General features: G+C 40.7%; 21 protein-coding genes and 1 riboswitch. Of the genes, 8 read left to right on the forward strand and 13 right to left on the reverse strand.

Translation table 11 applies throughout. From position 1 onward, the window contains the following. Positions 1-3 precede the first annotated feature (3 nt). Together V7783_RS12265 and msrA are read left to right on the forward strand one after the other, a co-directional pair. Positions 4-3,102, forward strand: a complete 3,099-nt coding sequence (locus V7783_RS12265) for an efflux RND transporter permease subunit (RefSeq protein ID WP_335678950.1) — start codon at positions 4-6, stop codon at positions 3,100-3,102. A 131-nt stretch (positions 3,103-3,233) separates the two neighbouring features. Then, positions 3,234-3,770: a peptide-methionine (S)-S-oxide reductase MsrA gene (gene msrA / locus V7783_RS12270; protein ID WP_335678951.1), complete on the forward strand. Its 537-nt coding sequence runs from the start codon at positions 3,234-3,236 to the stop codon at positions 3,768-3,770. 87 nt (positions 3,771-3,857) lie between these two features. Here the strand turns inward: msrA and V7783_RS12275 are convergent, their stop codons facing one another. Beyond that, positions 3,858-5,693 carry a TonB-dependent receptor domain-containing protein gene (locus tag V7783_RS12275; RefSeq protein WP_335678952.1) on the reverse strand — a complete coding sequence of 612 codons (1,836 nt, stop codon included), beginning with the start codon at positions 5,691-5,693 and terminating at the stop codon, positions 3,858-3,860. Between the two features lie 34 nt (positions 5,694-5,727). Further along, a riboswitch (cobalamin riboswitch) is annotated at positions 5,728-5,894 on the reverse strand. A gap of 200 nt (positions 5,895-6,094) precedes the next feature. Next, a complete protein-coding gene (locus tag V7783_RS12280) occupies positions 6,095-6,577 on the reverse strand; it encodes a YajQ family cyclic di-GMP-binding protein (protein WP_304185135.1) in 483 nt (160 codons plus the stop codon). 414 nt (positions 6,578-6,991) lie between these two features. Here V7783_RS12280 and V7783_RS12285 point away from each other — a divergent pair, with 414 nt between their 5' ends. Together V7783_RS12285 and V7783_RS12290 are read left to right on the forward strand one after the other, a co-directional pair. Continuing rightward, complete coding sequence (locus V7783_RS12285) at positions 6,992-7,345, forward strand: VanZ family protein (protein ID WP_335678953.1); 354 nt, start codon at positions 6,992-6,994, stop codon at positions 7,343-7,345. Continuing rightward, on the forward strand, positions 7,338-8,246 hold the full coding sequence (locus tag V7783_RS12290; RefSeq protein ID WP_335678954.1) for a ketopantoate reductase family protein: 909 nt from the start codon (positions 7,338-7,340) through the stop codon (positions 8,244-8,246). The genes V7783_RS12285 and V7783_RS12290 overlap by 8 nt, the downstream gene beginning before the upstream one ends. A gap of 58 nt (positions 8,247-8,304) precedes the next feature. Here the strand turns inward: V7783_RS12290 and thiI are convergent, their stop codons facing one another. Continuing rightward, entirely contained in the window at positions 8,305-9,762 is a 1,458-nt protein-coding gene (thiI, locus tag V7783_RS12295) for a tRNA uracil 4-sulfurtransferase ThiI (RefSeq protein WP_335678955.1), read from the reverse strand. Between the two features lie 102 nt (positions 9,763-9,864). After that, positions 9,865-10,518 carry a TetR/AcrR family transcriptional regulator gene (locus tag V7783_RS12300; RefSeq protein ID WP_335678956.1) on the reverse strand — a complete coding sequence of 218 codons (654 nt, stop codon included), beginning with the start codon at positions 10,516-10,518 and terminating at the stop codon, positions 9,865-9,867. Positions 10,519-10,769: 251 nt separating this feature from the next. Here V7783_RS12300 and coaD point away from each other — a divergent pair, with 251 nt between their 5' ends. Continuing rightward, entirely contained in the window at positions 10,770-11,252 is a 483-nt protein-coding gene (gene coaD, locus V7783_RS12305) for a pantetheine-phosphate adenylyltransferase (protein WP_064667971.1), read from the forward strand. Continuing rightward, positions 11,249-12,643, forward strand: a complete 1,395-nt coding sequence (locus tag V7783_RS12310; RefSeq protein WP_335678957.1) for a capsule assembly Wzi family protein — start codon at positions 11,249-11,251, stop codon at positions 12,641-12,643. The genes coaD and V7783_RS12310 overlap by 4 nt, the downstream gene beginning before the upstream one ends. On the opposite strand, the gene V7783_RS12315 is transcribed toward V7783_RS12310, so the two are convergent. From V7783_RS12315 to argC, 8 genes are all read right to left on the reverse strand, one after another. Then, positions 12,640-13,188 (reverse strand): hypothetical protein, encoded by a 549-nt coding sequence (locus tag V7783_RS12315; protein WP_335678958.1) that lies wholly within the window; start codon positions 13,186-13,188, stop codon positions 12,640-12,642. The two genes, V7783_RS12310 and V7783_RS12315, sit on opposite strands and share 4 nt — an antisense overlap. A gap of 516 nt (positions 13,189-13,704) precedes the next feature. Beyond that, entirely contained in the window at positions 13,705-14,238 is a 534-nt protein-coding gene (locus V7783_RS12320; protein WP_335678959.1) for a hypothetical protein, read from the reverse strand. A gap of 12 nt (positions 14,239-14,250) precedes the next feature. Further along, entirely contained in the window at positions 14,251-14,460 is a 210-nt protein-coding gene (locus tag V7783_RS12325) for a hypothetical protein (RefSeq protein ID WP_335678960.1), read from the reverse strand. 271 nt (positions 14,461-14,731) lie between these two features. After that, positions 14,732-16,597, reverse strand: coding sequence for an argininosuccinate lyase (argH, locus tag V7783_RS12330; RefSeq protein ID WP_335678961.1), 1,866 nt, complete (start codon positions 16,595-16,597; stop codon positions 14,732-14,734). A 55-nt stretch (positions 16,598-16,652) separates the two neighbouring features. Beyond that, complete coding sequence (locus V7783_RS12335; RefSeq protein WP_335678962.1) at positions 16,653-17,855, reverse strand: argininosuccinate synthase; 1,203 nt, start codon at positions 17,853-17,855, stop codon at positions 16,653-16,655. A gap of 10 nt (positions 17,856-17,865) precedes the next feature. Continuing rightward, on the reverse strand, positions 17,866-18,786 hold the full coding sequence (locus V7783_RS12340; RefSeq protein WP_335678963.1) for an ornithine carbamoyltransferase: 921 nt from the start codon (positions 18,784-18,786) through the stop codon (positions 17,866-17,868). A 7-nt stretch (positions 18,787-18,793) separates the two neighbouring features. Further along, positions 18,794-19,555 (reverse strand): acetylglutamate kinase, encoded by a 762-nt coding sequence (argB, locus tag V7783_RS12345; protein ID WP_335678964.1) that lies wholly within the window; start codon positions 19,553-19,555, stop codon positions 18,794-18,796. Positions 19,556-19,560: 5 nt separating this feature from the next. After that, positions 19,561-20,565, reverse strand: coding sequence for an N-acetyl-gamma-glutamyl-phosphate reductase (gene argC, locus V7783_RS12350; RefSeq protein ID WP_335678965.1), 1,005 nt, complete (start codon positions 20,563-20,565; stop codon positions 19,561-19,563). Between the two features lie 214 nt (positions 20,566-20,779). Here argC and argE point away from each other — a divergent pair, with 214 nt between their 5' ends. Beyond that, positions 20,780-21,928, forward strand: a complete 1,149-nt coding sequence (gene argE, locus V7783_RS12355) for an acetylornithine deacetylase (RefSeq protein ID WP_335678966.1) — start codon at positions 20,780-20,782, stop codon at positions 21,926-21,928. A gap of 48 nt (positions 21,929-21,976) precedes the next feature. Here argE and V7783_RS12360 read toward each other — a convergent pair whose 3' ends face one another. Continuing rightward, positions 21,977-22,303: a hypothetical protein gene (locus V7783_RS12360; RefSeq protein ID WP_335678967.1), complete on the reverse strand. Its 327-nt coding sequence runs from the start codon at positions 22,301-22,303 to the stop codon at positions 21,977-21,979. A 50-nt stretch (positions 22,304-22,353) separates the two neighbouring features. Here V7783_RS12360 and V7783_RS12365 point away from each other — a divergent pair, with 50 nt between their 5' ends. Beyond that, the gene (locus V7783_RS12365) at positions 22,354-22,710 is read left to right on the forward strand and encodes a DUF5522 domain-containing protein (RefSeq protein WP_335678968.1); all 357 of its coding nucleotides are present in this window, start codon (positions 22,354-22,356) and stop codon (positions 22,708-22,710) included. The last annotated feature ends 155 nt before the right edge of the window (positions 22,711-22,865 follow it).

The raw sequence follows: 22,865 nt of genomic DNA on the forward strand, positions 1-22,865 counted from the left end.
ACCGTGAAAATTACTGATACCAGCGTTAAACGCCCCGTTTTTGCGATTGTAATTAATTTATTGCTACTGACCTTTGGTTTAGTTGCATTTTCTATGTTACCACTGCGCGAATATCCTGATATTGAGTCCCCCATTGTCAGTGTGAGCACTGAGTATACCGGTGCGTCAGCCGAGATAATTGAAACTAAAATAACCCAAGTACTGGAAAACCGTATCTCCGGTATTGAGGGCATTAAAAGTATTAATTCATCGAGTCGTAATGGTCGCTCCAATATCACCATTGAGTTTAATATAAGCCGTGATATTGATGCGGCATCAAACGATGTACGTGAGCGTGTTGCTCGTGCTCTTGACAGTTTACCTGAGCAAGTACGCCCGCCTGAAGTGTCAAAATCTAACAGTGATGAAAGTCCAATTGCTTGGTTCTTACTAAACAGTGACACTATGGACTCACTGCAGCTTTCTGATTATGCGCAGCGCTTTATTGTTGACCGCTTAGCCGTTGTTGATGGTGTATCAAATGTACGTGTGGGCGGCGAGCGTAAATATGCCATGAAAATATGGCTCAACCGCCAAGCTATGGCGGCGCGTGGCATTACCAGTAGCGATATAGAAAATACCTTACGTACAGAAAACGTTGAACTACCAGCTGGTGAGATTGAATCTATCGACCGCGACTTTACTGTGCGAACTGCGCGTAGCTATAAAGAGCAACGTGACTTTCAAAACCTGGTGATTAAACGTGGTGATGATGGTTATTTAGTACGCCTTGGTGAAGTGGCTGATGTTCATTTAGAAGCCGCTGATGATGAAAGCCTATTTCGCGGTAACGGCCGTAACATGGTGGGCCTAGGCATCGTTAAGCAAGCGAAAGCCAATACGCTTACCGTGGTTGATAACGCCCGCGCTGAACTTGAAAAAATCAAACGTAACCTGCCAGAAGGCACGACGATTCAAGACAGCTACGATTCATCAATCTTTATTAAAGAATCAATTAATGAAGTGTACAGTACACTCGCCATTTCAATGGCTTTAGTGGTGTTAATTATTTTCTTATTTTTAGGCAATATTCGCGCTACTTTGATCCCCGCGGTAACAGTCCCGGTTGCTTTAGTCGGCAGCTTTATGTTCTTACTAGCAATGGGTTATTCTATTAACTTATTAACCCTACTTGCGTTAGTACTGGCAATTGGTTTGGTCGTTGATGATGCCATTGTAATGCTAGAGAACATTCACCGCCGTATTGAATTGGGCGAACCGGCTTTATTGGCAGCGTATCGTGGTGCCCGTGAAGTTGGCTTTGCAATTGTTGCCACTACATTAGTTCTGATATCTGTATTCGTGCCTTTAGTATTTATGGATGGCCGTATTGGCGCTTTATTTACTGAATTCGCAATGGCCGTGAGTGCCGCAGTGTTTTTCTCGAGTATTACCGCATTAACACTCTCCCCTGCGCTGTGTTCATTAATTCTTAAGCCCTCGTCAAAAGAAGGTAAGTTTAGCCAATGGATGGACCGCATTTTTGATAAGATTGAACAAGGTTATAAGAATACCTTAACTTCAAACATGACTCGCTCAGGCGGCTTAGCAATAACCTTATTGCTCGCTGGTTTTGTTAGTTATGCATTGTTCCAACAAATCCCATCAGAGCTTACTCCTAAAGAAGATCGCGGTACATTTTTCTTAATGATGAGTGGCCCTGAAGGTGCCAGCTATGAAAATAACGCTGAAAATATGGCCAAAATCGAAGAGCGCTTAATGCCATATTCTGAATCAGGCGAACTTAGCCGTGTATTAGTGCGAGTGCCTGGTTGGGGTGGTACGGGTGGTGTTGCCATTGTTGGTATGGCTGATTGGAGTGACCGAAAACGCTCAACGTGGCAAGTAATGGATGAGATCAGTGGCAAGATGGCCGAAGTGACCGATGTACGAACGTTTGCCATTATGCGCAGCGGCATTGGTGGCGGTGGCTCATCTCGCCCTATTGAATTTGTACTACAAGGTAATGATTACGAGCAACTTGCTGATTGGCGCGACCGTATTATTAAACGTGCCGAGGAAAACCCAGGCTTAGTACGAATCGATCACGATTACAAAGAAACTTTCCCGCAATTTTTGATCAGTATCGATAAAAATAAAGCAGCGGATTTAGGCGTGTCGGTGTCTGATGTGGGTCGTACTCTTGAAACTATGCTTGGCCAACGCCGTGTTACCACTTTTATAGATCGAGGCGAAGAATACGATGTGATCCTAAAAGGTACCAAAGCAGATTTTAAAGATCCAACTGATATTTCAAATATCTATCTAAAATCACGCAGTGGTGAATTAGTACCGCTAGATAGCTTGATCAGTCTAAAAGAAGAAGCCACGGCATCTCGATTAAATCGTTATAACCGTATGCGCGCTATAACCCTCAGCGCAAACCTTGCAGATGGCTATACCCTTGAAGAAGCGCTTAACTTTTTAAATCAAATTGCTGCCGAAGAAAATGATATTGATGGTGCGGTTGATTATAAAGGTGAATCACAATTATTCTACGAAGGTGCTTCGGCAATGACCTACGTATTTATTTTGGCGCTTACCGTTACCTTCTTAGTGTTAGCAGCGCAATTTGAAAGCTTTGTACACCCGTTTGTTATTATGCTGACAGTGCCACTGGGATTAATGGGTGCCATGTTTGGCTTGTGGTCTACGGGGCTTACCTTAAATATTTACAGTCAGATCGGGATTGTCATGTTAATCGGCCTCAGCGCTAAAAATGGTATTTTGATTGTTGAATTTACCAATCAACTGCGCGACCAAGGTGTTGAGTTTAGTGAAGCAATATTACAGGCCGCAACCATGCGACTACGCCCGATTATTATGACCTCATTAACCACTGTAATGAGTGCCGTACCGTTAGTGTTAGCCTCAGGCCCTGGTGCAGAAAGCCGTATGGTAATTGGTGTAGTGGTGTTTACCGGCGTTATTGTTGCTACCATACTCACACTATTTGTTGTGCCTGCTGCTTATTATGCGCTCGCTCGCAATACCCAATCACCTGAGTTTTTACAACAAAAGCTTAACCAACAAGAAGCTGAAAAGCCGCTTAAAGAACTATAAGCAAAAGCGTTGCTGCGCCCGCAGCAACGCTTCCTTATACCAACTTAAAATTCATGAAATAAAACCCTGCTATTGCCGTTCTTCTGATAGGCTAGAACATGTTCGCAACTTAACGTTTTCGGGAGTGACTAATGAGCAAAACAATGGCAACAGCAACCTTTGGCGGTGGCTGTTTTTGGTGTATCGATGCCGCATTTAGACGTGTGAGAGGCGTTTTACAAGTAAGCTCTGGTTATACTGGCGGCAACACTATAGAGCCAACCTACAAACAAATATGCACAGGGCTTACAGGCCATGCTGAAGTAGTTAATATCGAGTTTGATAGCAACCAGATAAGCTTTGACATCTTACTCGCAATGTTTTTTACGTTGCACGACGCCACACAACTTAATCGCCAAGGCAATGATGTAGGCACGCAGTACCGCAGCGTTGTTTACTATCACAGCGCAGAGCAACAAGCCCAAACGACTGACTACATTGCTAAGTTACAAAGCCAAATACGCGAAGATATCGTCACCGAAGTAAGTCCTGCAACTACGTATTACCCAGCAGAGCAATATCATCAAGACTATTACAACGCGAACCCTGAGCAGCGTTATTGCAGCTTATTGATTGCACCTAAACTGAAAAAGTTTGAACAAGACTATAAACCGTTTTTAGTAAATTAAGTAAAGCGCTCAATTAGACTATTAGTTATCAATAAAAAAGCCCAACACGCAAAAGTGTCGGGCTTTTTTATTTAAGCTTAAGCGAGATCAGAACTGGTAGCTGGCGCCAACAAAGAAGCGACGATCAGCTGTATTGTAGTAAAACACTTCGCCAGTTGCATAATCCATACTTGAATCAACTGCGTTGTACTGCTTATCAAATAAGTTTTCAACGCGAGCAGAAAATGAAAGCGCACTGTTAAATTGATAATTTGCAGTCAAGTTCCATAACGTATAAGAACTAAGCTCTGTTACTTTACCTTGACGATCACTACGGTACTGCATATCAAAACCTGCATCAAAATCGCCCCACTGTTTCGTAACTGACCAATTTACTGTACGTGGCGAAACATACGTTTGAGCAGTACCTGTTTCTTTGTTCTCAGCATCTAAATAAGTAAAATTAAACTGATTATCAAAGCCTAATATTTCATTAGCAAAGCTAAACTCAACACCTTCATGGCGAGCTTCATTTATATTAGCTGGCTGCCAATCACCAGCTGCATTAGGTGCCCACGCAATTAGATTTTCAATATCATTTCTGAATATCGATATGTCCACCTTTGCTTGAGAAAAATCAAGGCTCAGGCCAAGCTCTTGATTAACCGATTTTTCTGGGACTAAATCTGGGTTACCTGACATTGGATAATACAGGTCATTAAATGTTGGCGCTTTAAAGCCCGTACTTTGACTTACTCTAAATGTTGCATTTTCATGCAAGTGATAGCCAATAGCTGCTGTATAAGTTGTTTCATCGCCAAAATATTGGTCGTCATCATAACGAACTGCTAAATTAGCTAAAAATTGCTCATTATCATAATAACCACCAATGTAGCCGGCGAACACCTCACGGCTATTTTGTGCATAATCACCTGATGTCCCTGAAATATCATCTTTATACCAGTTTAAACCACTGTTGATATCGAATTCCGCATTAACTATATAAAGAGCATTGTAATCAATCTGAGAACGCTTAGTGTCGAATACATCCACAACGGTACCGCCAGTATAATCTACGCGCGCATTTTCTGAACCATCCCTTGATAACGCTATATCGACAGAATGTTGTTGATCTGTGAACGACTTTTCCCACCCAAAAGCTAATTGATAGTTTTCAAATTCATTATTTTCTACGGTACTTGTAACAGGCGAAAACGCACTGTCGTATTGAGCATAGCCTTCGCTGTATTGCCCTTTCGCAGTTAATTCCCCTAACAATTCATCGGCATATTGAATGTTAAAGCCAATGTTTTTGTTTTCATAACCATCTTCATCCGGCGCTACACCTTGCAATACGTCAAAACCATCGGTTTTTTCAAATCCAGCATTAAACGATGCTGTAACGGCATCAACTACCGCTGTACCAGCGACTTGATAATTTTGATAAGCGTCTGACCCAAATGTTGCATTTAGCGTTAATAGCTGCTCTTTACGAGTAATGATATTAATCACACCGGCAAGAGCATCAGAACCATATACAGCTGCACGCGAGCCTTTAACTATCTCAATGCGCTCTATTGAATTAAGAGGAATATTACTAATTGATGTATAACCAAGGGTTGCTGATCCGGTACGAATACCGTCTACTAAAATCAAGGTATGACGCGAACTTGAACCACGAAGCGATACACCAGAGTTTTGCCCAAAGCCACCATTGGAATTTATTTGAAAACCTACTTGTGTTGCTAACAAACTTGGTAAATCACGGACATTACTTGTTTCGATATCACTGCGCTCAATAACAGTAACACTGGCAAGAACATCAGTAATTGATTGCTCAAATTTATTGGCTGTGACGGTAATATGCTCAATTGATTGCTCTGCAGACACAGAAAAAGATAACGCAGCAGCAATTGCTACGCCTAGAGTAGATTTGTTTAACATGACTTCCCCTGACCCGCGCCCACCGCACAAGTGATAGTAAATTGACTTCAAGGCCGGTCTCCGGACTTAACATAGATACTTGCGTATTTTATGTATCACCGTTGCGGGGGCAGTGTTGGATTGTATTTGTATCCTACAAATAGCACCAACTTCCCGATTATCTTGCTGTACCTATCAACAACCTTGAAAAGTAACTACAAGCACCTTAAAAATAGGTGGTTATTGTGATTATTTTAGGGATAAAAGTCAATGGACGGCTATACATCTAAATGTACTAGGTTTTAGGTTCTAGGTTCTAGGTTCTAGGTTCTAGGAATCATCATAAGTTCTAAACTAAAAAGCCAAATTACACTGCTGCAATTTGGCTTTTTCTAGCACTTAGAAACCTAGCTCCTAGCTTTCTAATCTCTAAAGTTTTTGAACTGGAATGGCTGGCCTAAATCGGCGCTACGAACAACTTGCATTGCTTCTTGTAGATCATCGCGCTTTTTGCCCGTAACACGTACTTCTTCACCTTGAATCGCGGCTTGTACTTTTACTTTAGAATCTTTAATGGCTTTAACTACTTTTTTAGCCATGTCTTTTTCGATACCTTGCTTTAGTGCAACATTACGGAAAACATTTTTACCTGCACGAGAAATGTCTTGTAATTCTAAGCTTGATACGTCCATACCGCGTTTTGAAATTTTATTCGCTAAAATATCAAACAACTGCATAACTTGTGAGTCAGCTTCTGCTTTTAACTTTATTGTTTTATCGTTAAGTTCAATCGACGCATCAACACCTCTAAAGTCAAAACGGGTTTCTAATTCACGGTTTGCATTATCTACAGCATTTTTTGCTTCGTTCATTTCTACTTCAGAAACAATATCAAATGAAGGCATAAGTCTCTCCTAACAAGATTTTTTTAAATTAATATGGGGGAGATTATACCCAAACCACCTCAAGATGCGAGTTTCAGTTGGAATTAAAAGCGCTTTAGGCAAGGCATTGATTACAAGTAATAGTGGTTCTATTGTTAAAATCAATAACGCAGTATAAATCGCTTTTAAACCAACCCGTTGGGCGTTTCACAGGCACTTACTCTCATCGTTGTTACTTCTTAAAAGGGACGGCCATTCTTGCAAAGTAACGCCTTGATATTAAGCCCCTGTGAAACGCTGAATTCTGCATCTTGAGGTGGCTTGGGTATATACCTATTTTATAAATCTTTACATTTTTATGCACTTTGTTCAGGTGCTATACGAAATTTGTTTGATATACTGCGGCTCTATTTTTAAACGATTCTAGGACTTATCGTGACTCGGCGTGTTTATCAAACTCTATTTTTAATTAGTATGCTGGTGTTTACCTTCTTATTTGCCCGTGATTTTAGGGGCGTTGGCGTGTCCTCCTTGCCTCATTTAGATAAATTAGTGCATTTTGCAATTTTCTTTATTTTAGCGGCTTTCATGGTCAGAGCATTTAAGCTACCTGTTTTTGTCCATCTTACATTATTAGCATTTTATGGTATTGCCATTGAGTTGATGCAAAGCACAATCCCTTATCGTAGTGCATCTGTTGCTGATGTGGTTGCAGACTTTACCGGCGCAGCTAGTTTCTTTTTATTGTATGGCCTTTATTCACACTTCAAAAAGAATCAAAATGGCTAATATATGTATCGTTGGCGATGGCGCAATAGGTTTATTGTATAGCCACTTCTTAAGTGCGGATAATCAACTCACCATAGTTACTCGAAGTGGCGATGGCAACCAGCGATATTGTTATCAGCAAGGCCAGCAGCAACAAATTATTGCGGCTTCAGTATTAACGACAAAACAGTTGCCAAAACTGACCAATTGCAAGGTTGATACAATTATTTTTGCTGTTAAAGCCTATCAGGTAAGTGATGCATTCGAGCAACTAAAACCTTACTTCTCTGAGCAATGCAATATTGTATTATCCCATAATGGTTTAAGTGATTTAGCTCCCTTACAAAACCAATTGCAAAATGAGCAAGCGTTGTATTTTTTAACTACTCGATTAGCTGGTTTTAAAGTAACTCCCACCACGGTGGTTCATACTGGCAATGGTGAAAGCGTACTTGGTAGTTGTAATGCAGCGGCTGACAATGGCTACCTGCGACTCATGCAGCAACTTGCCGGCTTACCACATATCAACTTTAGCGAGCACATCGCCTTTCTACGTTGGCAAAAGCTGTTAGTGAACATTGCTATTAATCCACTTTCAGCACTGCATAACGTAAAAAATGGCGCACTGACAGCACCAAAATACAGTGGCGTTATTTTAAACACCTTAAACGAAGCGTGTACTGTAGCGAATAAGCTGGGTATAAACCTTCATCTTGCTACAGCACTGCAAAGCGCGTATCAGGTGATGAGTGATACCAAAGATAACTTCTCGTCAATGCACCAAGATGTGCTTCACAATCGAATGACTGAAATTGATGCGATGTGCGGTTATATCTGCCAACAAGGCAAACAACTCGGTATTGACACACCCCATAACCAATCTCTTGCTGAAGCTATCAGGCATAAAAAAAGCGCGATTTAACTCGCGCTTTTTTAAAATACCCAAACCACCTCAAGATGCTTGGGTATAATCACCGCTTTTACGGGCGATATACTTTTACATTGGCAAAGCCACTATCATGCAGAATAAGAGCTTGCAGCTGACTCATTACCCCTTTAGCACAATATAAGTAATAATCTTTGTCTTGTGGCAAATCACCAAACTTAGTCGCTAAACGGAAAAACGGTAAGTGCACAACCTCTATACCTTCAATTTCAAGTGGGTTGGCGTCTTCTTCTTCCGGTGAACGAATATCCACGACCACAGCACCTGCTGGTAAATCAGATACTGACTCAGCCTCTTTAAGCTCCTGTTTTGCTTCAACATCGATGTCGCGCACATCCATAACACGGGCATTTTCAACCACAGTATTGAGCACATCAAAGTCAAACTTTTGCTCTTCAGCTTCTACAACGGCAATTTTAGCTTTTACCGTTGGCTTTTTAGAGATAACACCACAATATTCAGGCATGGTTTCTGCCATTTCAGCAGTACCAATTTTACGTGCGATATTTATAATTTCTTGTTTATCGTGCTGGATGAGCGGGCGTAAAATAAGTGTTTCAGTAACACGGTCAATCACACTTAAGTTTGCTAAAGTTTGGCTTGAAACTTGACCAAGACTTTCACCAGTAACTAATGCTTGTATCCCCATTTTTTCAGCAATTTGGCTTCCTGCGCGCATCATCATGCGCTTTAAGATCACACCCATTTGACTGTTTTCAACATTTTCTAAGATTTCAGCAACAACTGGTTCAAAGTCAACGCTGATAAATTTAACTTTATGGGTTGAGCTAAACTGTTTCCAGATATAGTAACTGGCTTGTTTAACGCCGATTTCGTGGGCCGCACCACCTAGATTAAAGAACAAAAAGTGGGTACGAGCGCCTTTACGGATCATTTGATAACTAGCAACGCCTGAGTCAAAACCACCTGACATTAACGACAATACATCTTCTTGGGTTGGTAATGGGAAACCAGCCATGCCATGATGAGTGTGCGTTACGATATACGCTTTATCATCCTTAATTTCGAGACGAATAGTTACTTCAGGGTTTTTCAATCTGACGCTGGCACCATCTACGTGCTGATTTAAACCACCACCGACATAACGCTCTACATCTGTTGATGTGAAATCATGCTTGCCTTGGCGTTTACAACGCACGCAGAAGGTTTTGCCCACTACAGTTGGGCCAACCATATCTAACGCTTTTTCGTATATATCGTGAAGGTTTTCGTAACTGGTTTCGGTTACTTCAATAAATTGCACAATACCAGGGATGCGTTGCAAGCCATCGATAAAATCAAGGCGCATTTGTGCGTCATCTGATTTTGTCACAACCGATATATTATCCCAGTTATTTTGTACTTGTACTTTTTCGTCAAGCTTACGTAATACAATTTTAATGTTGTTTTCTAACAACTTAGTAAAACGTTTACGCACAGAACGGCTTTTAATGGCTATTTCAGGATGGAGTTTGACGATAAATTTAAGCATAGTTTACTCGTTAGACAATATTTAGGATTCACGCACCCACGTGTTGGGCGCGCGATTATAGCAAAAAATCTAACGTCTAGGAAATAAACAAAAGCTCTATGCTTAGCTGGCTGGTTCAGCCTGTGCAGCGAGCGCACTATATTTTTCGCGTAATAAGTTAATTTGCGGAATACTTTGCTCTGTACCAAAGGCTTTGAAAAGCGCTAATACTTTTAAAATACCGTTATAAATATCTTGCTGCATGAGTTCACCACTTAAACGCCTTGCTTTGATATAAGGTGTCCAAAAACTGACGGTAATTTTTAACATATGCGCAAGTTCAATGGCATCTTCATCGTCGATGGTGATCATGCCACCTTCGCGCAGGCCAATTACCAGCTCGCGTACTTGGCTTAATAAAGCGGCTTGAAATTCAATGTAGTCTTTTTTCAGTACTTCATCGCGAGATAAAATATCCCCCAAATTGTCATAGAAAAAATGAAACCGCCACATCAATTCAAACAAAGCATCAAGGTATCCAGTTAAGTGCGTGAATGCTTCATCATGCTTTGCCATTGGCACAAATTGTGTGTGTAAATGCTGGCTGTATAATGCGAAAATATGCCGAATGATGTCTTCTTTATTTTTAAAGTGATAATAAAGATTACCGGGGCTGATCCCCATATGAGAAGCGATATGGTTAGTCGTTATTGCACGCTCACCATGTTGATTAAATAGCATAATGCTAGTTTTAATTATTTTATCCTTGGTACTCATATCCTGCTACTCTAGTTGTTTTTATTTAAGTAAATGCTCAGAATTCACTCAGTATTAGTAGCCGCGCAGTATATACAAATCTAAGCCAATAAAATACTAACTTGAAAATTTCTAACCCATAATTCTTAGTTATTACTTCTTAATGAAATAAACTCATTTACCTATAACATCACACAGTCTCAATTTGCGGGCTGATCTGGGCAACAAAGACTGCTAATATAGCAGCCAAAATAACACTAAGCCGATATTTTATGAAAGTCACCGCAATTTACCCAGGTACCTTTGATCCATTAACTAATGGCCACACAGATTTGATCCAGCGGGCAGCAAAAATGTTCGATACTGTGATTGTTGCAATTGCCCACAATCCTAGTAAAAAACCGTGCTTCAGCTTAGATGAACGCGTTGCACTTGCCAATAGTTTACTCACTCACATAGATAACGTTAGTGTGATTGGCTTTTCAGGCTTACTGGCTGATTTAGCGCGAGATCATAATGCAAATGTGTTGATCCGCGGAATTAGAGCTGTGTCTGATTTTGATTATGAATTTCAGCTAGCTAACATGAATCGTCGCCTAAACCCTGATTTAGAAAGTGTGTTTTTAACACCAGCTGAAAAAAATTCATTTATTTCTTCAACATTAGTGAAAGAAGTTGCTCGTCATAAAGGCGATGTCAGTGAGTTTGTGCACCCTATTGTAGTAAAAGCATTACAGGAAAAATTACACGGATGAAGTTAAATGTCTATTTAAGTGCTTTAGTTGTGGTCGCAGGACCTGCGTTTGCAAGCCCTTGGATTGAAAGCGATGATCCACTACTGCGAGCATCAATTGAAATGTTGTTTAACCAAGGCGTAATTAAACAGCCTGTTAATAGCTATCCCTTGATGTGGCAAGGTATTTCCAGAGATTTAAATGCAATTGAAGCCAGTTCATTACCTGCGCAAAGTCAGTTTGCTTATCAACATGTAAAGCATGCATTAGCAAATGCAAAACAAAGCACCAGCTCCGGTATTAGAATTAATTACAATGGCGCACCTGAGCTGCAGCAAAGCTTTGGCAAACGCGATCAGCAAAAAAGCGGCATAAATAGCTATGGCGCAATCACAGGTAATCGGGTTAGCGCCAAAGTAAGTGTTAATTACGCAGACGAGGCACTTGATGATGAATACACAAATTATCATGGCAGCTATTTAGCGGTATTAATGGGTAATTGGTCTGTCAGTGCCGAGCAAGTAAGCCATTGGTGGGGGCCAAGCAACGATAATGCATTACTGCTTTCAAATAATGCATCGCCAATGAAAGGTCTGCGAGTCAACCGTGCTAACACACAATACGTAGGGCCAAGCTGGCTATCATTTATTGGAAACTGGCAATTAACCGGCATTTACGCAAAACAAAAACCACATTTAAATATCAGTGAAAAAGGTAATTATTGGGCAGTGCGGTTTGCCAGCACTCCACTTGCGGGGCTTGAGATTGCATTTAGCTCAGCGGGCTCGGACTATTTAACCAGCACAGAAATAGACCCCAATTCGCTTGAACTGAGAACAACTAAGCAACGCTTAACCAGTTTAGATGCTAAGTACTCAACCAGCATCGCCAATCAACCGATTGCTTTTTATACTGAGCTAATGGGTAAAAATGACAGTGGTATTGCGCCCAGTGATCCTTTTTATACAGTGGGTGTAGAAAGTTTTTTTGGTGATCAAAAACAGTTATTAAAGACCTATTTTGAATATTCAAATACCCAACAAGATTGTACAGCCCAACTTAGCTGTAATGAGGCTAATGAAAGCTTCACTAACTATGCCCAAGCCTATAATCATAAAGATCGCTTAATTGGCTCTGCAACGCCGCTGCAAAGTAAATCAGCCGTATTAGGTGCTCATTATCATACTATGAACGGTTACGCCGGTTATGCCAAATTACGCTGGTCGCAAAGTGAAATTCTAGACCTAACTCAAGCACCCGAGACTTTCGAACGTTTACAATTAGAGCTTGGCTATCAGCAGGCTATATTTAGTGGTTTATGGAAGATCAGTGGCTCTGTGTATAAAGACGAATTTGCTAACGAGTCTGAAAGTAATAGCGCATTAAAAACCAGTTGGGAATATCGGTTTTAAGCTTTTGGCGAGGCTTCTGGTTTTAGTAAGCCTCGCAATCGATTATAACCACGTACCAAGCCAAGTAAATCCTTATTGCACAGCAGTGCAATAATCATCATCACATCCATCACGTTAACCGTGACAGAGTAAAAATACCAAAACCACCAAGGTTCAAAACGGTAAATAAAGTTGATATCTATATGCATAGCAATAAATAACAGCATATTGACTGTTAAGCCTATGCTTAGGTATAGCTTAGCAGGGCAATTGTGAAAAGATTGGTTTTTAGCTATTAGCAAAATCACAACTAAGATAAATAAATCACACAGAGCCCAAATTAAGTAGCTCTTATAGCTATACATCATATCAACCCCAAGTGATAAATTGAGTAAAGGGTCAGATACAAGGTAAGATAAGAAAATAGCCAAAGACATCCACATAACGGTAGCATTGCTTCCTGGCGCAGAAGACTTTTTAACAACGTTGTATAGAAACGCCATCATAAAGCCCCACATAATTAGAGAAGCCAAATAAGCACTATAATACTGCTCAATCAGCTCCATTTATTTACTCGCTCCTACATAAATGAACATCACTTTCTCACTTAACATTGTGCTTTCTTAACAAAAGAACATCCTTCCCTGTAATCAGTACAAATATCATAAATAAATCAATTATATTGACCCCATACGAATAAACAGTCCACAGCCACCATGGCTCAAGGTTATGCAAAATATAAATATCATAATGAGTTACAAGCATCAGAAGAGAATTAAGTGTCAAGCCAAGTAAAATATAATATAGCGCGATGAATCGCTGTCTTTTACAATATATAAACCATACAAATATTACAGCGATGGTGAGTAAGTCATAGATAAGCCAATTTAGATAATTTGAGTAGGATAAACGATAAAAATCACTAACCATGTAGGAAATGGCCATCAGAAAAGATAGCTGAACAACTGCTTTGTCAGGATTATTAAGTCTAGAAACAAGGTTGAATAGGAAGGCCATTAAAAACCCCCACTCGATAAACACACCGATATACGGGCCGATCGTGTCGTTAATAAACATAAACGCTAAACAAGATGCTTTTGCTGTTGTCCTTTAAATAACGCTTTAATTCCATTTTTAAGCTTAATCAACCCTAAAATGTCACGATCGACAATTAAAGCCACTATCATTGTAAAATCAACAATGTTTACACCAAAAGAGTAGATATCCCATAATAGCCAAGGGTCTTTGTTATATTTAATATAAATATCATAATAAATTAATAAGAATAAAATTGAATTTAAAATTAGGCCAATTGCTACATAATAGTATGCTGGAGGCTTATGCATAGGTTTATTAAAAAGAACAAAGCATAAAATGATAACGAACGTTGCAATATCCCATAATGCCCAGTGTAAATAAGTTTCGGTTGTAGAAAACCAGGAGAAAAAAGAGTCGCTTGAAAAGTATGAAGCAAACATAATAAAAGATGTGAAAAGCAAGCAGGCACTTTTCTTTGGTGTAGCAAAATATAGAAATATATTAAAGAAAAATGCCATCATAAAACCCCATATAACAAGGGCTCCGAGCGATAAACCAAAATGCTCTGTTAAATACATTAATTATCCAAATTATTTTGGGCGTTTATCCGGATCTATAATAATCCCACCACCACGTTGTACTTCAGCTTCACCTTTCGCTGCTAGCAAAGCTTCGCTAGATATAGACACTGTATCAGATTGTAGGGTTTTATTACTAGCGCTTTGTTCAAGTGCAGGCTTTGATTGTTGCATAGAGTTGTATGCTTGCATTTGCAGTTGGTTGTTAGCAGTAATTTGCATTAGATTGATCCTTTCAAAAATGTTGGATTAATAACTTGTTAAACAAGCTATCGTTGCTTTAGCGCTCTGATTATTTATTGGCGCTTTTTAAGATGAACCCACACTGAGCCATCGTACACTTTATAGGTAGCAATTACCGATCCAACATTTTTAAAAAACGATCTTTTTTTGATCTTGATAATAAGCAGGCAGAACAACAGGTCATACCAGCTGTGTTTAGACATAAAAAAACGCACAGGGGTAACCGTACGTCTTTTACATCCAGGGATTTCTAGGCCACGTTTTTACACGGGATCTCCGTATTACTACTTAGCTTCAAAATAAATTCCATTGCGACTTCGTCACAATTGTCTCTGCGCAAACACAGTTCACAATCTTTCATTACCTTTTCCGGTAAGCTGTCTTTAGTACAGAATGTGAAACCTTGTTTCTCAAAGAAATCAGGTACTCGCGTCAAAACAATGATGCGATTCAGTGCCAATTTTTTGGCTTTAACTAATAAATGCTCAACTAACTGACGACCTTGTCCGGTAATGCAGGTTTCAGGGTCTATACCGAGCGAGCGAATTTCAGCAAGGCCAGTATCATAAATATACAGTGACGCACAGCCTGAAACTCTTCCAGCAACTTCCGTTACCGCAAACTCATTAATTGAGTGCACCATGTCACTTTTTGCACGTGGTAGGTTTTCGCCTACTGTAGCCCAATGCTGGATCAGCTTTGCTATCGACTCAACATCATCAAGATTAGCGTCACGAACCGTTATTTGCTGTTTTTTTTTGGCATCTTTTACAGCAATGCTTACTTGCTCTAAAGATGTGCCACCAAGTGCTTGGCGCGCTTTAATACATGCGTCTATTTCTAATACAGCATATACGTCTTGTTCAAAAATACTATGCACAGATTGGAATTGTTCTAAACTTAAATCTTCTAAGTTATTCCCTTGTGCGATAGCCATTTGCACCAGTACACCAACAATGTGATGACCTTCCCTAAATGGGATACCTTTGGCGACTAAGTAATCAGCCAATTCGGTCGCATTTGAATGTCCGCCTTTTGCAGCAGCCAGCGTTCGTTCACCATTAACTTTCACACCTTTGATGCAGGCCTGCGCCATATGGATACAAGCAAGCCAAGTTGGCATTGCATCAAACAAGCCTTCTTTGTCTTCTTGCATATCTTTATTATAAGCAAGCGGCAAGGCTTTAAGTGTCATCATCATCGCACTAAATGCCCCAAAGACACGGCCCGTTTTACCACGAATAAGCTCTAATGCATCTGGGTTTTTCTTTTGTGGCATAAGTGACGAACCAGAAGTGACATTATCAGCCAACTCAATAAAACCGGCCTCGCCCGAGTTGTAGAAGATCAGATCTTCTGACATACGCGATAAATGGATCATAGAGATTGACGCACAGCTTAATAGCTCAACCACAAAGTCACGGTCTGATACAGCATCTAAACTATTTTTAGTCGCAGCGGTAAAACCTAACCCCGTGGCAAGTGCTTGCCGATCAATTGGGTACGCAGTACCGGCAAGTGCCCCACTGCCTAATGGGCAAAAATTCATCCGGGCTTTAGCATCTGTTAAACGGCTTTCATCACGTTCAAGCATTTCAACATACGCCATACACCAGTGACTAAACAAGAGTGGTTGTGCGCGTTGTAAATGGGTATAACCAGGTAAAATAGTACCCAGCTCACGTTCAGCCAACGCAATAAACTCACCTTTTAACTGACCAAGCGCTGCAAGTAAGTGATCTGCGGTATCACGACACCATAAACGAAAATCAGTGGCAACTTGGTCGTTACGGCTACGTCCGGTGTGTAACTTTTTAGCTAAATCACCTACTTTTTCGATTAAAGCAGCTTCAACATGTGAGTGAATATCTTCAGCACCCGATGTTGCCACCGCTTGCGGATCCGCTTTTACTTCGTCGAGTAGTTCATATAGTGCAGCTACTAGCGATTGATGCTCGCTACTACTTAGTACATCAACTTGCTTTAAGGCACCAGCCCATGCAACAGAGCCGACAATATCCTGCTCCGCTAGTTGATAATCGAAGGGAAGTGAGTCGTTAAATTGTTTAAACGCCTCATCTGGACCCGTAGAAAAACGTCCGCCCCATAATGCCATGAAATCTCTCCAAACCCTGAAATTGCCCCGCTTTAATTACGGGGCTTTTGTAAAATTACTTCTTCGCTAGTGCTGAAATTCTGCTTGAAAGCGAGAATAAACGAATAAAACCTTCAGCATGCGATTGGTCGTACACATCATCTGCACCAAATGTTGCAAAATCTTCGCTGTATAAGCTATTTGGTGATTTTTTCTGAACCGCTGTCACTTGGCCTTTGTAAAGCTTAAGTACGACTTCACCGGTAGCGACGGTTGATAGCGCTTCAGCGCCCGCTAAAATTGAATCTTTAAGTGGCGTGAACCAACGGCCGTCATACACTAAGTGCGAAAACTCACCGCCCAGTACTTCTTTCCATTTGCGGCTTGCTTTATCAAGTACAAGTTCGTCAATTGCTTGTAATGCCGCCATGATTACTGTGCCACCTGGCGTTTCATAACAGCCACGGGACTTCATACCCACTAAACGGTTTTCAACGATATCAACACGACCAACGCCATGAGGAGATGCAATATCATTTAGTTTAACTAAACAATCATACGGTTTAAGTGGCTCACCATTTACCGCAACAACTTCACCTTCAACTACATTTAAAGTAACAAACTCAGGCTCATTCGGTGCTTGCTCTGGCGAATTAGTCCAAGTCCAGACTTGATCACTTGGTTGGCACCACGGATCTTCAAGCTCACCGCCTTCATGAGAAATGTGCCACGCGTTTGCATCACGGCTGTAGATTTTAGTTGCCGATGCTGAACATGGAATATCACGCTCAGCTAAGTAATCAAGTAATGACTCACGACTTGATAAGTCCCACTCACGCCATGGCGCAATCACCTGAAGATCTGGAGCTAGCGCGGCAAAACAAGATTCAAAACGTACTTGGTCGTTACCTTTACCTGTACAACCATGAGAAAGTGCATCTGCACCTACTTTGCGAGCAATTTCAACCTGCGCCTTTGCAATAATAGGACGTGCCATCGAGGTACCAAGTAAATAAGTACCTTCATAGATTGACCCTGTTTTAAGTGTTGGATAAATATAGTCACTTACCATTTCATCTTTTAAGTCAACTACATAACACTCTGATGCACCTGATGCGATAGCTTTAGCTTCAACGCCTTCAAGCTCTTCAGCGCCTTGCCCTACATCGGCCACAAACGCAATCACTTCACAGCCGTAATTTTCTTTTAACCATGGCACGATGGCCGACGTATCTAAACCACCAGAATAGGCTAATACAACTTTTTTAATAGAACGCATTGGTGATACCTTACACAAAATTTGGATTTAATAATGAAACAAGCAACGCGTTTTGCGCATGCATACGGTTTTCTGCTTGTTGTATAATTTTTGACGCCGGGCCGTCCATTACTTCTGAGGTAATTTCAAACTCACGGTGTGCAGGCTGGCAATGTAATACAGTGTCAGCCCCTGTTTGTTCAAGTAATGCAGTATTTAATTGATACGGCATATACTTTTCTTTTACTTGTTCAAGCGGTGTATCGTCGCCCATTGATACCCACGTATCGGCATACACAGCATTTGCACCAACCGCTGCTTCAACACGATCGCTGACCATTACCGATGCGCCATTCATTGCCGCAATTTGCTCAGCTTGCTTAAGAATTTGTGAATCCGGTGAGCTGCCTTTCGGGCATACTGCAACAAAATCAGTTCCTAAGGTTGCAGCCAGTAACATCAGTGAATGTGTAACGTTGTTACCTTCACCTAAATAAGCAAGTTTTAGCTGGCTCACATCACCGTATACTTCTTGTAATGTTAAAAAGTCAGCCAACGATTGGCATGGGTGATATAAATCACACAGGCTGTTGACCACAGGCACGCTGGAAAATTCAGCAAGCGTAGTTAAGGTTTTATGCTGATACACACGTGCAACAATGCCATCTGCCCAACTTGCAATATTCAAAGCAAAATCTTTTACTGATTCACGGGCGCCCATGGCACCATTTTGTGAATCAAGATACACAGCATGACCACCTAACTTATTGATGCCAATATCAAATGATAAACGCGTACGTAAGCTTGGTTTTTCAAATAACGTAACCACTGATTTGCCAGCCAGTGCTTGGCTAAAATCAGCTGGGTTTGCTTTAATTTTTTGCGCAAGCTTAAGTAATTTAAGTGCGCCTTGCTGGTCTAGTTCAAGACCCGATAAAAAATGATTAAACATATAAAACCTATGGTGTAATTTTTGTTCCGACGTGCTCACCCGCAAGTAGAGCTACTAAGTTTTCTGGCTTTTGCCAACTCGATATATAAACGCCACGTCGTAAGTGCTGGGCAGCAAGAAGGCTGGTCTTAACTTTGACCTCCATCCCACCCAAAATTACTCCTTCTGCAATTAAAGTATTGATCTGATTTGTGTCAAGTTGATGTAACGGCTGTTTATTTGCATCAAGTACCGCTGCTACATCGGTCATAAAAATAATTTCTGCATCGAGCTCTTTCGCAATTGCCGCCGCCGCTTCATCTGCATTAACGTTATACCAAAGGCCATCATCACCAAAACCAATTGAACTGATTAGCGGTAAGCGCCCCAATTTTAGTAACTCAGGAATAACGCTTTGTACGCCACTATCGCACTGCCCCACTTGACCAAGTGCTTTAAGCTTTTGCGATGAAATAATACCAGCCTCGTATAAACTCAGACCAACAGGCTTATGACCTGCAACGATTGCTTGACTCATTAACTGCTTATTTGCACAACCTGCCAATGCCCCAACAATGTACGGCATTTGCTCTTTAGGACTAATACGTAAGCCCTGATGTTTCGCGCTGGCAAAGCCTGCTTCTTTTAGCCAACTATCAACTAACGCCCCACCACCGTGCACAATCACAAACTGTGCTTGAGTTTGTGAGGCAAGCACTTCAAATAACGCTTTTGCCGCGTTTTCCGTATTGAGTACTGCACCACCGAGCTTGATGACCCATGTTTGCATTACTGTTACCCTTTTAAGCCAGTGCTATGAGGTAACCCCATAGCTAAATTAATACATTGCAGTGCTTGACCCGCAGCACCTTTTAATAAGTTATCAATCGCCGCCATCACTATCAGTTGACTACCTTGTTGCTGCCATGCAATGTCCACAAACGGTTGCTTAGCCACCCCTTTAATTGAAGGTATTTTATTGCCCAGCAATCTGATCAATGGCTCATCGGCAAGCACTTGGTAAGCTTGCGCGACTTGCTCAGGAGTAACATCGGCTTTTAATTGCACATAGATAGTTTCTAAAATGCCGCGAGGGAAATTGCCTAAATGTGGCGTGAATAACACTTTATGGCCTAAATGCTGTTCAATCTCAGGGCTATGTCTGTGGTTAAATAACCCGTATGGTGCAAGCGATACTTCACAAAAATGCGTGCCTACACTGGCTTTACGCCCGGCACCGGTTACTCCCGATACCGCATTAATAATCACGGGTTGCTCATCCAATAAACCGGCTTGCTGCAATGGCTTTAACGCATTTAATGCAGCTGTCGGATAACAGCCCGCTACAGCAACGAGTTGCGCTTTGGCAATAGCTTCGCTGTTCCACTCAGCCAAACCGTAGGCTGCTTGATTAAGTAAATCTGTATGTTGATGCTCAAAGCCATAATAAGTCTGATAATCTTCATTGCTGCTTAAACGATAGCCACCAGATAAATCAAAAACCTTTTTACCCATCTTCAAAAAACGTGGCGCTAAATCAACACTCACTTTATGATCAGTACATAAACACACAAAATCAGCTGAGCTTTCAATATCGTTATATGCACTTTCGCCAAGCGGCAATAAAGGAGAATCAAGCAAACCAACATGCTCAGGATACAAGTCACTTAATAACTTTCCTTTATCTAAGCTTTGCTCAGACACATAACACGCAGCTAAAGTTAATTGTGGATGTTTTACGACTAAACTTGCTAATTCTGCGCCGCTATAACCACTTGCGCCAATAATCACTACTTTCATTCGTTACTCTTTTTGGGTTGTGCTACTACATTTACATTCAAATCGGGTTAGACAGTGCAAAAACACACTGTTATGGGAATGAAACTAGGTTATCGTCGTTTTATATTCATTGCGTCGCTTTAATATATTTATGCTTAAAAAGTGAATTGATATTCATCATAAATACTTTTATATTGTTATGCAATTAGATTGAATAATTAATTTGGATTTTTTTATGCCTTTACCGTCTTTTTTGTCCATGTATCAGCAGTTGATTGCCGCCCCTTCCATTAGTGCTATGGATGAATCTTTAGCTATGAGTAATAAAGGCGTGATCGACCTACTTGCTAATTGGTGCACTTGCTTAGGTTTTGAATGCGAAATTACTGAGTTATCAGGCCCTAAGGGCCGCTTTAATTTGCTTGCCAAGCGTGGTCAAGGCGATGGTGGATTAATGCTAGCAGGTCATACCGACACAGTTCCTTTTGACGATAGCCGTTGGAATTATGATCCATTTAAATTAAGCGAATATGACAATAAGCTTTATGGTTTAGGCAGTATCGATATGAAAGGTTTTTTTGCTTTTGTACTACAAGCAATTAGTGAACTTGATAAAGATGCACAAACTCAGCCTATTTTAATTTTAGCCACCGCCGATGAAGAAACTACGATGGCCGGTGCACAACAAATTTGTAAGCATCCTAATTTAAAGCCTGCCCGCTGTATTATTGGAGAACCCACTGATATGACTCCGGTATTTACACATAAAGGGCATATGAGTACGGCTATTCGAGTAGTTGGTCGCTCTGGTCACAGCTCAGATCCTGAACGTGGTTTAAATGCAATTGAGGTGATGCATAAAGTAATTACTCAGCTATTACTATTAAAAGAAGAATTAAAGAATAAGTATGCAGTTGAGCACTTTGTTATACCCTACCCGACTTTAAACTTAGGGCACATTCACGGTGGTGATAACGCTAACCGCATTTGTGGCTGTTGTGAAATGCACATTGATATGCGTCCATTACCGGGTTTAAGCGTACAAGAATTACAAATGATGTTGTTAAAAATAGCCACAGAGATCAACAACCAATACCCTGATGCAGTGAGCGTGCTGGATATGCACGAACCTATTCCAGCTTTTACTGGCAGCACCGACACGGCATTAGTACAACTAGCAGAGAAAATATCCGGCGAGCAAGCCGTTGCGGTCAATTACTGCACTGAAGCACCATTTATTCAGCAACTTGGCTGTGAGACTATCGTAATGGGTCCCGGCTCTATTAACCAAGCCCATCAACCGGATGAGTTTTTAGCGATGGAAAAAATAAAGCCATCACAACATATTATTAGTGAAATGATTAAAGCAAGCTGCTTTAATTAAACAGTTGTATTTGTTCAGACGTCGAGCTCTTAAATACATAGAGCTCGACTAAGCTGTCAACAACTCAAGTAGTCTTGCCACTTTTGCTTTATCAAGATTGCCCATTTGTTCGCTGTTACTGAGGGCATAAATTACGCCTTCGACGGTGCTGTAATCAATGTCGGTTCTAGATTCTATAACATTAGCCCACAGCTCTAGGTCGTCTAAATCTATCTCATCTGCTTGGCAGCGAGTGAGCACATCAATAACCGTTGCAAGCCCCAATGTATAAATTGGGGCTTGGTTATTTATTGTTGATGCAACAATGATACTTATGGCCTCGTCTTTGTATTTTCCAAAAGTGGCGAATTCTGCTAACGCTTGTGCTCTGTTCATAGTTGCTTATCTGTTATTCTATGGGTTATTAAAAATTAAACGTATATCAAATGACTATTTTAGCCTGCTCACAATGCCACACCACTGTGTCATGTAATGTCGAGGATATTAACGCTTGTTGGTGCAATGAGCTGCCGGCTATTTTACCGCTTGATAACACAACCACCAGTTGTTTATGTCGAAATTGTACCTTAGCGAAAATTAATCAGTTTCTAAGTACCCTTTATCAACGCCCCCTCAAAGATCAACTTGCTTTCGCAAAGCCTTTTCATGGTAATGATAATTTAATCGAGAACCTCGATTATGAAATGCAAAACGGCTACATGGTATTTAGTCGTTGGTTTTTCTTAAAGCGTGGAAAGTGCTGTAAAAACAACTGTAAAAACTGTCCTTATAGAAACAGCTAGAGTATTTATTCAAATAAATAGCATAAAGCTGCAAATAACGCATGACTGCAAGAATAAAAATACACTATAATTGGATATAAATTCACAATACATCCAGAAAATCTGCTTAACATCTCGCCTCAGGTTGATTTTTAAGCATAAATATACTGTAACTT

It is taken from the genome of Pseudoalteromonas sp. (assembly GCF_036960685.1).
Taxonomy (GTDB): domain Bacteria; phylum Pseudomonadota; class Gammaproteobacteria; order Enterobacterales; family Alteromonadaceae; genus Pseudoalteromonas.

Coding starts and splice junctions, on each gene's coding strand:
- coaD (WP_064667971.1), top strand. CDS start 10,770: ATGAAAGTCACCGCAATTTACCCAGGTACCTTTGATCCATTAACTAAT.
- V7783_RS12315 (WP_335678958.1), bottom strand. CDS start 13,188: ATGGAGCTGATTGAGCAGTATTATAGTGCTTATTTGGCTTCTCTAATT.
- V7783_RS12275 (WP_335678952.1), bottom strand. CDS start 5,693: ATGTTAAACAAATCTACTCTAGGCGTAGCAATTGCTGCTGCGTTATCT.
- argB (WP_335678964.1), bottom strand. CDS start 19,555: ATGCAAACATGGGTCATCAAGCTCGGTGGTGCAGTACTCAATACGGAA.
- argE (WP_335678966.1), top strand. CDS start 20,780: ATGCCTTTACCGTCTTTTTTGTCCATGTATCAGCAGTTGATTGCCGCC.
- V7783_RS12340 (WP_335678963.1), bottom strand. CDS start 18,786: ATGTTTAATCATTTTTTATCGGGTCTTGAACTAGACCAGCAAGGCGCA.
- msrA (WP_335678951.1), top strand. CDS start 3,234: ATGAGCAAAACAATGGCAACAGCAACCTTTGGCGGTGGCTGTTTTTGG.
- V7783_RS12335 (WP_335678962.1), bottom strand. CDS start 17,855: ATGCGTTCTATTAAAAAAGTTGTATTAGCCTATTCTGGTGGTTTAGAT.
- V7783_RS12325 (WP_335678960.1), bottom strand. CDS start 14,460: ATGCAAATTACTGCTAACAACCAACTGCAAATGCAAGCATACAACTCT.
- V7783_RS12280 (WP_304185135.1), bottom strand. CDS start 6,577: ATGCCTTCATTTGATATTGTTTCTGAAGTAGAAATGAACGAAGCAAAA.
- V7783_RS12365 (WP_335678968.1), top strand. CDS start 22,354: ATGACTATTTTAGCCTGCTCACAATGCCACACCACTGTGTCATGTAAT.
- V7783_RS12360 (WP_335678967.1), bottom strand. CDS start 22,303: ATGAACAGAGCACAAGCGTTAGCAGAATTCGCCACTTTTGGAAAATAC.
- V7783_RS12320 (WP_335678959.1), bottom strand. CDS start 14,238: ATGTATTTAACAGAGCATTTTGGTTTATCGCTCGGAGCCCTTGTTATA.
- V7783_RS12290 (WP_335678954.1), top strand. CDS start 7,338: ATGGCTAATATATGTATCGTTGGCGATGGCGCAATAGGTTTATTGTAT.
- V7783_RS12310 (WP_335678957.1), top strand. CDS start 11,249: ATGAAGTTAAATGTCTATTTAAGTGCTTTAGTTGTGGTCGCAGGACCT.
- argC (WP_335678965.1), bottom strand. CDS start 20,565: ATGAAAGTAGTGATTATTGGCGCAAGTGGTTATAGCGGCGCAGAATTA.
- V7783_RS12300 (WP_335678956.1), bottom strand. CDS start 10,518: ATGAGTACCAAGGATAAAATAATTAAAACTAGCATTATGCTATTTAAT.
- argH (WP_335678961.1), bottom strand. CDS start 16,597: ATGGCATTATGGGGCGGACGTTTTTCTACGGGTCCAGATGAGGCGTTT.
- thiI (WP_335678955.1), bottom strand. CDS start 9,762: ATGCTTAAATTTATCGTCAAACTCCATCCTGAAATAGCCATTAAAAGC.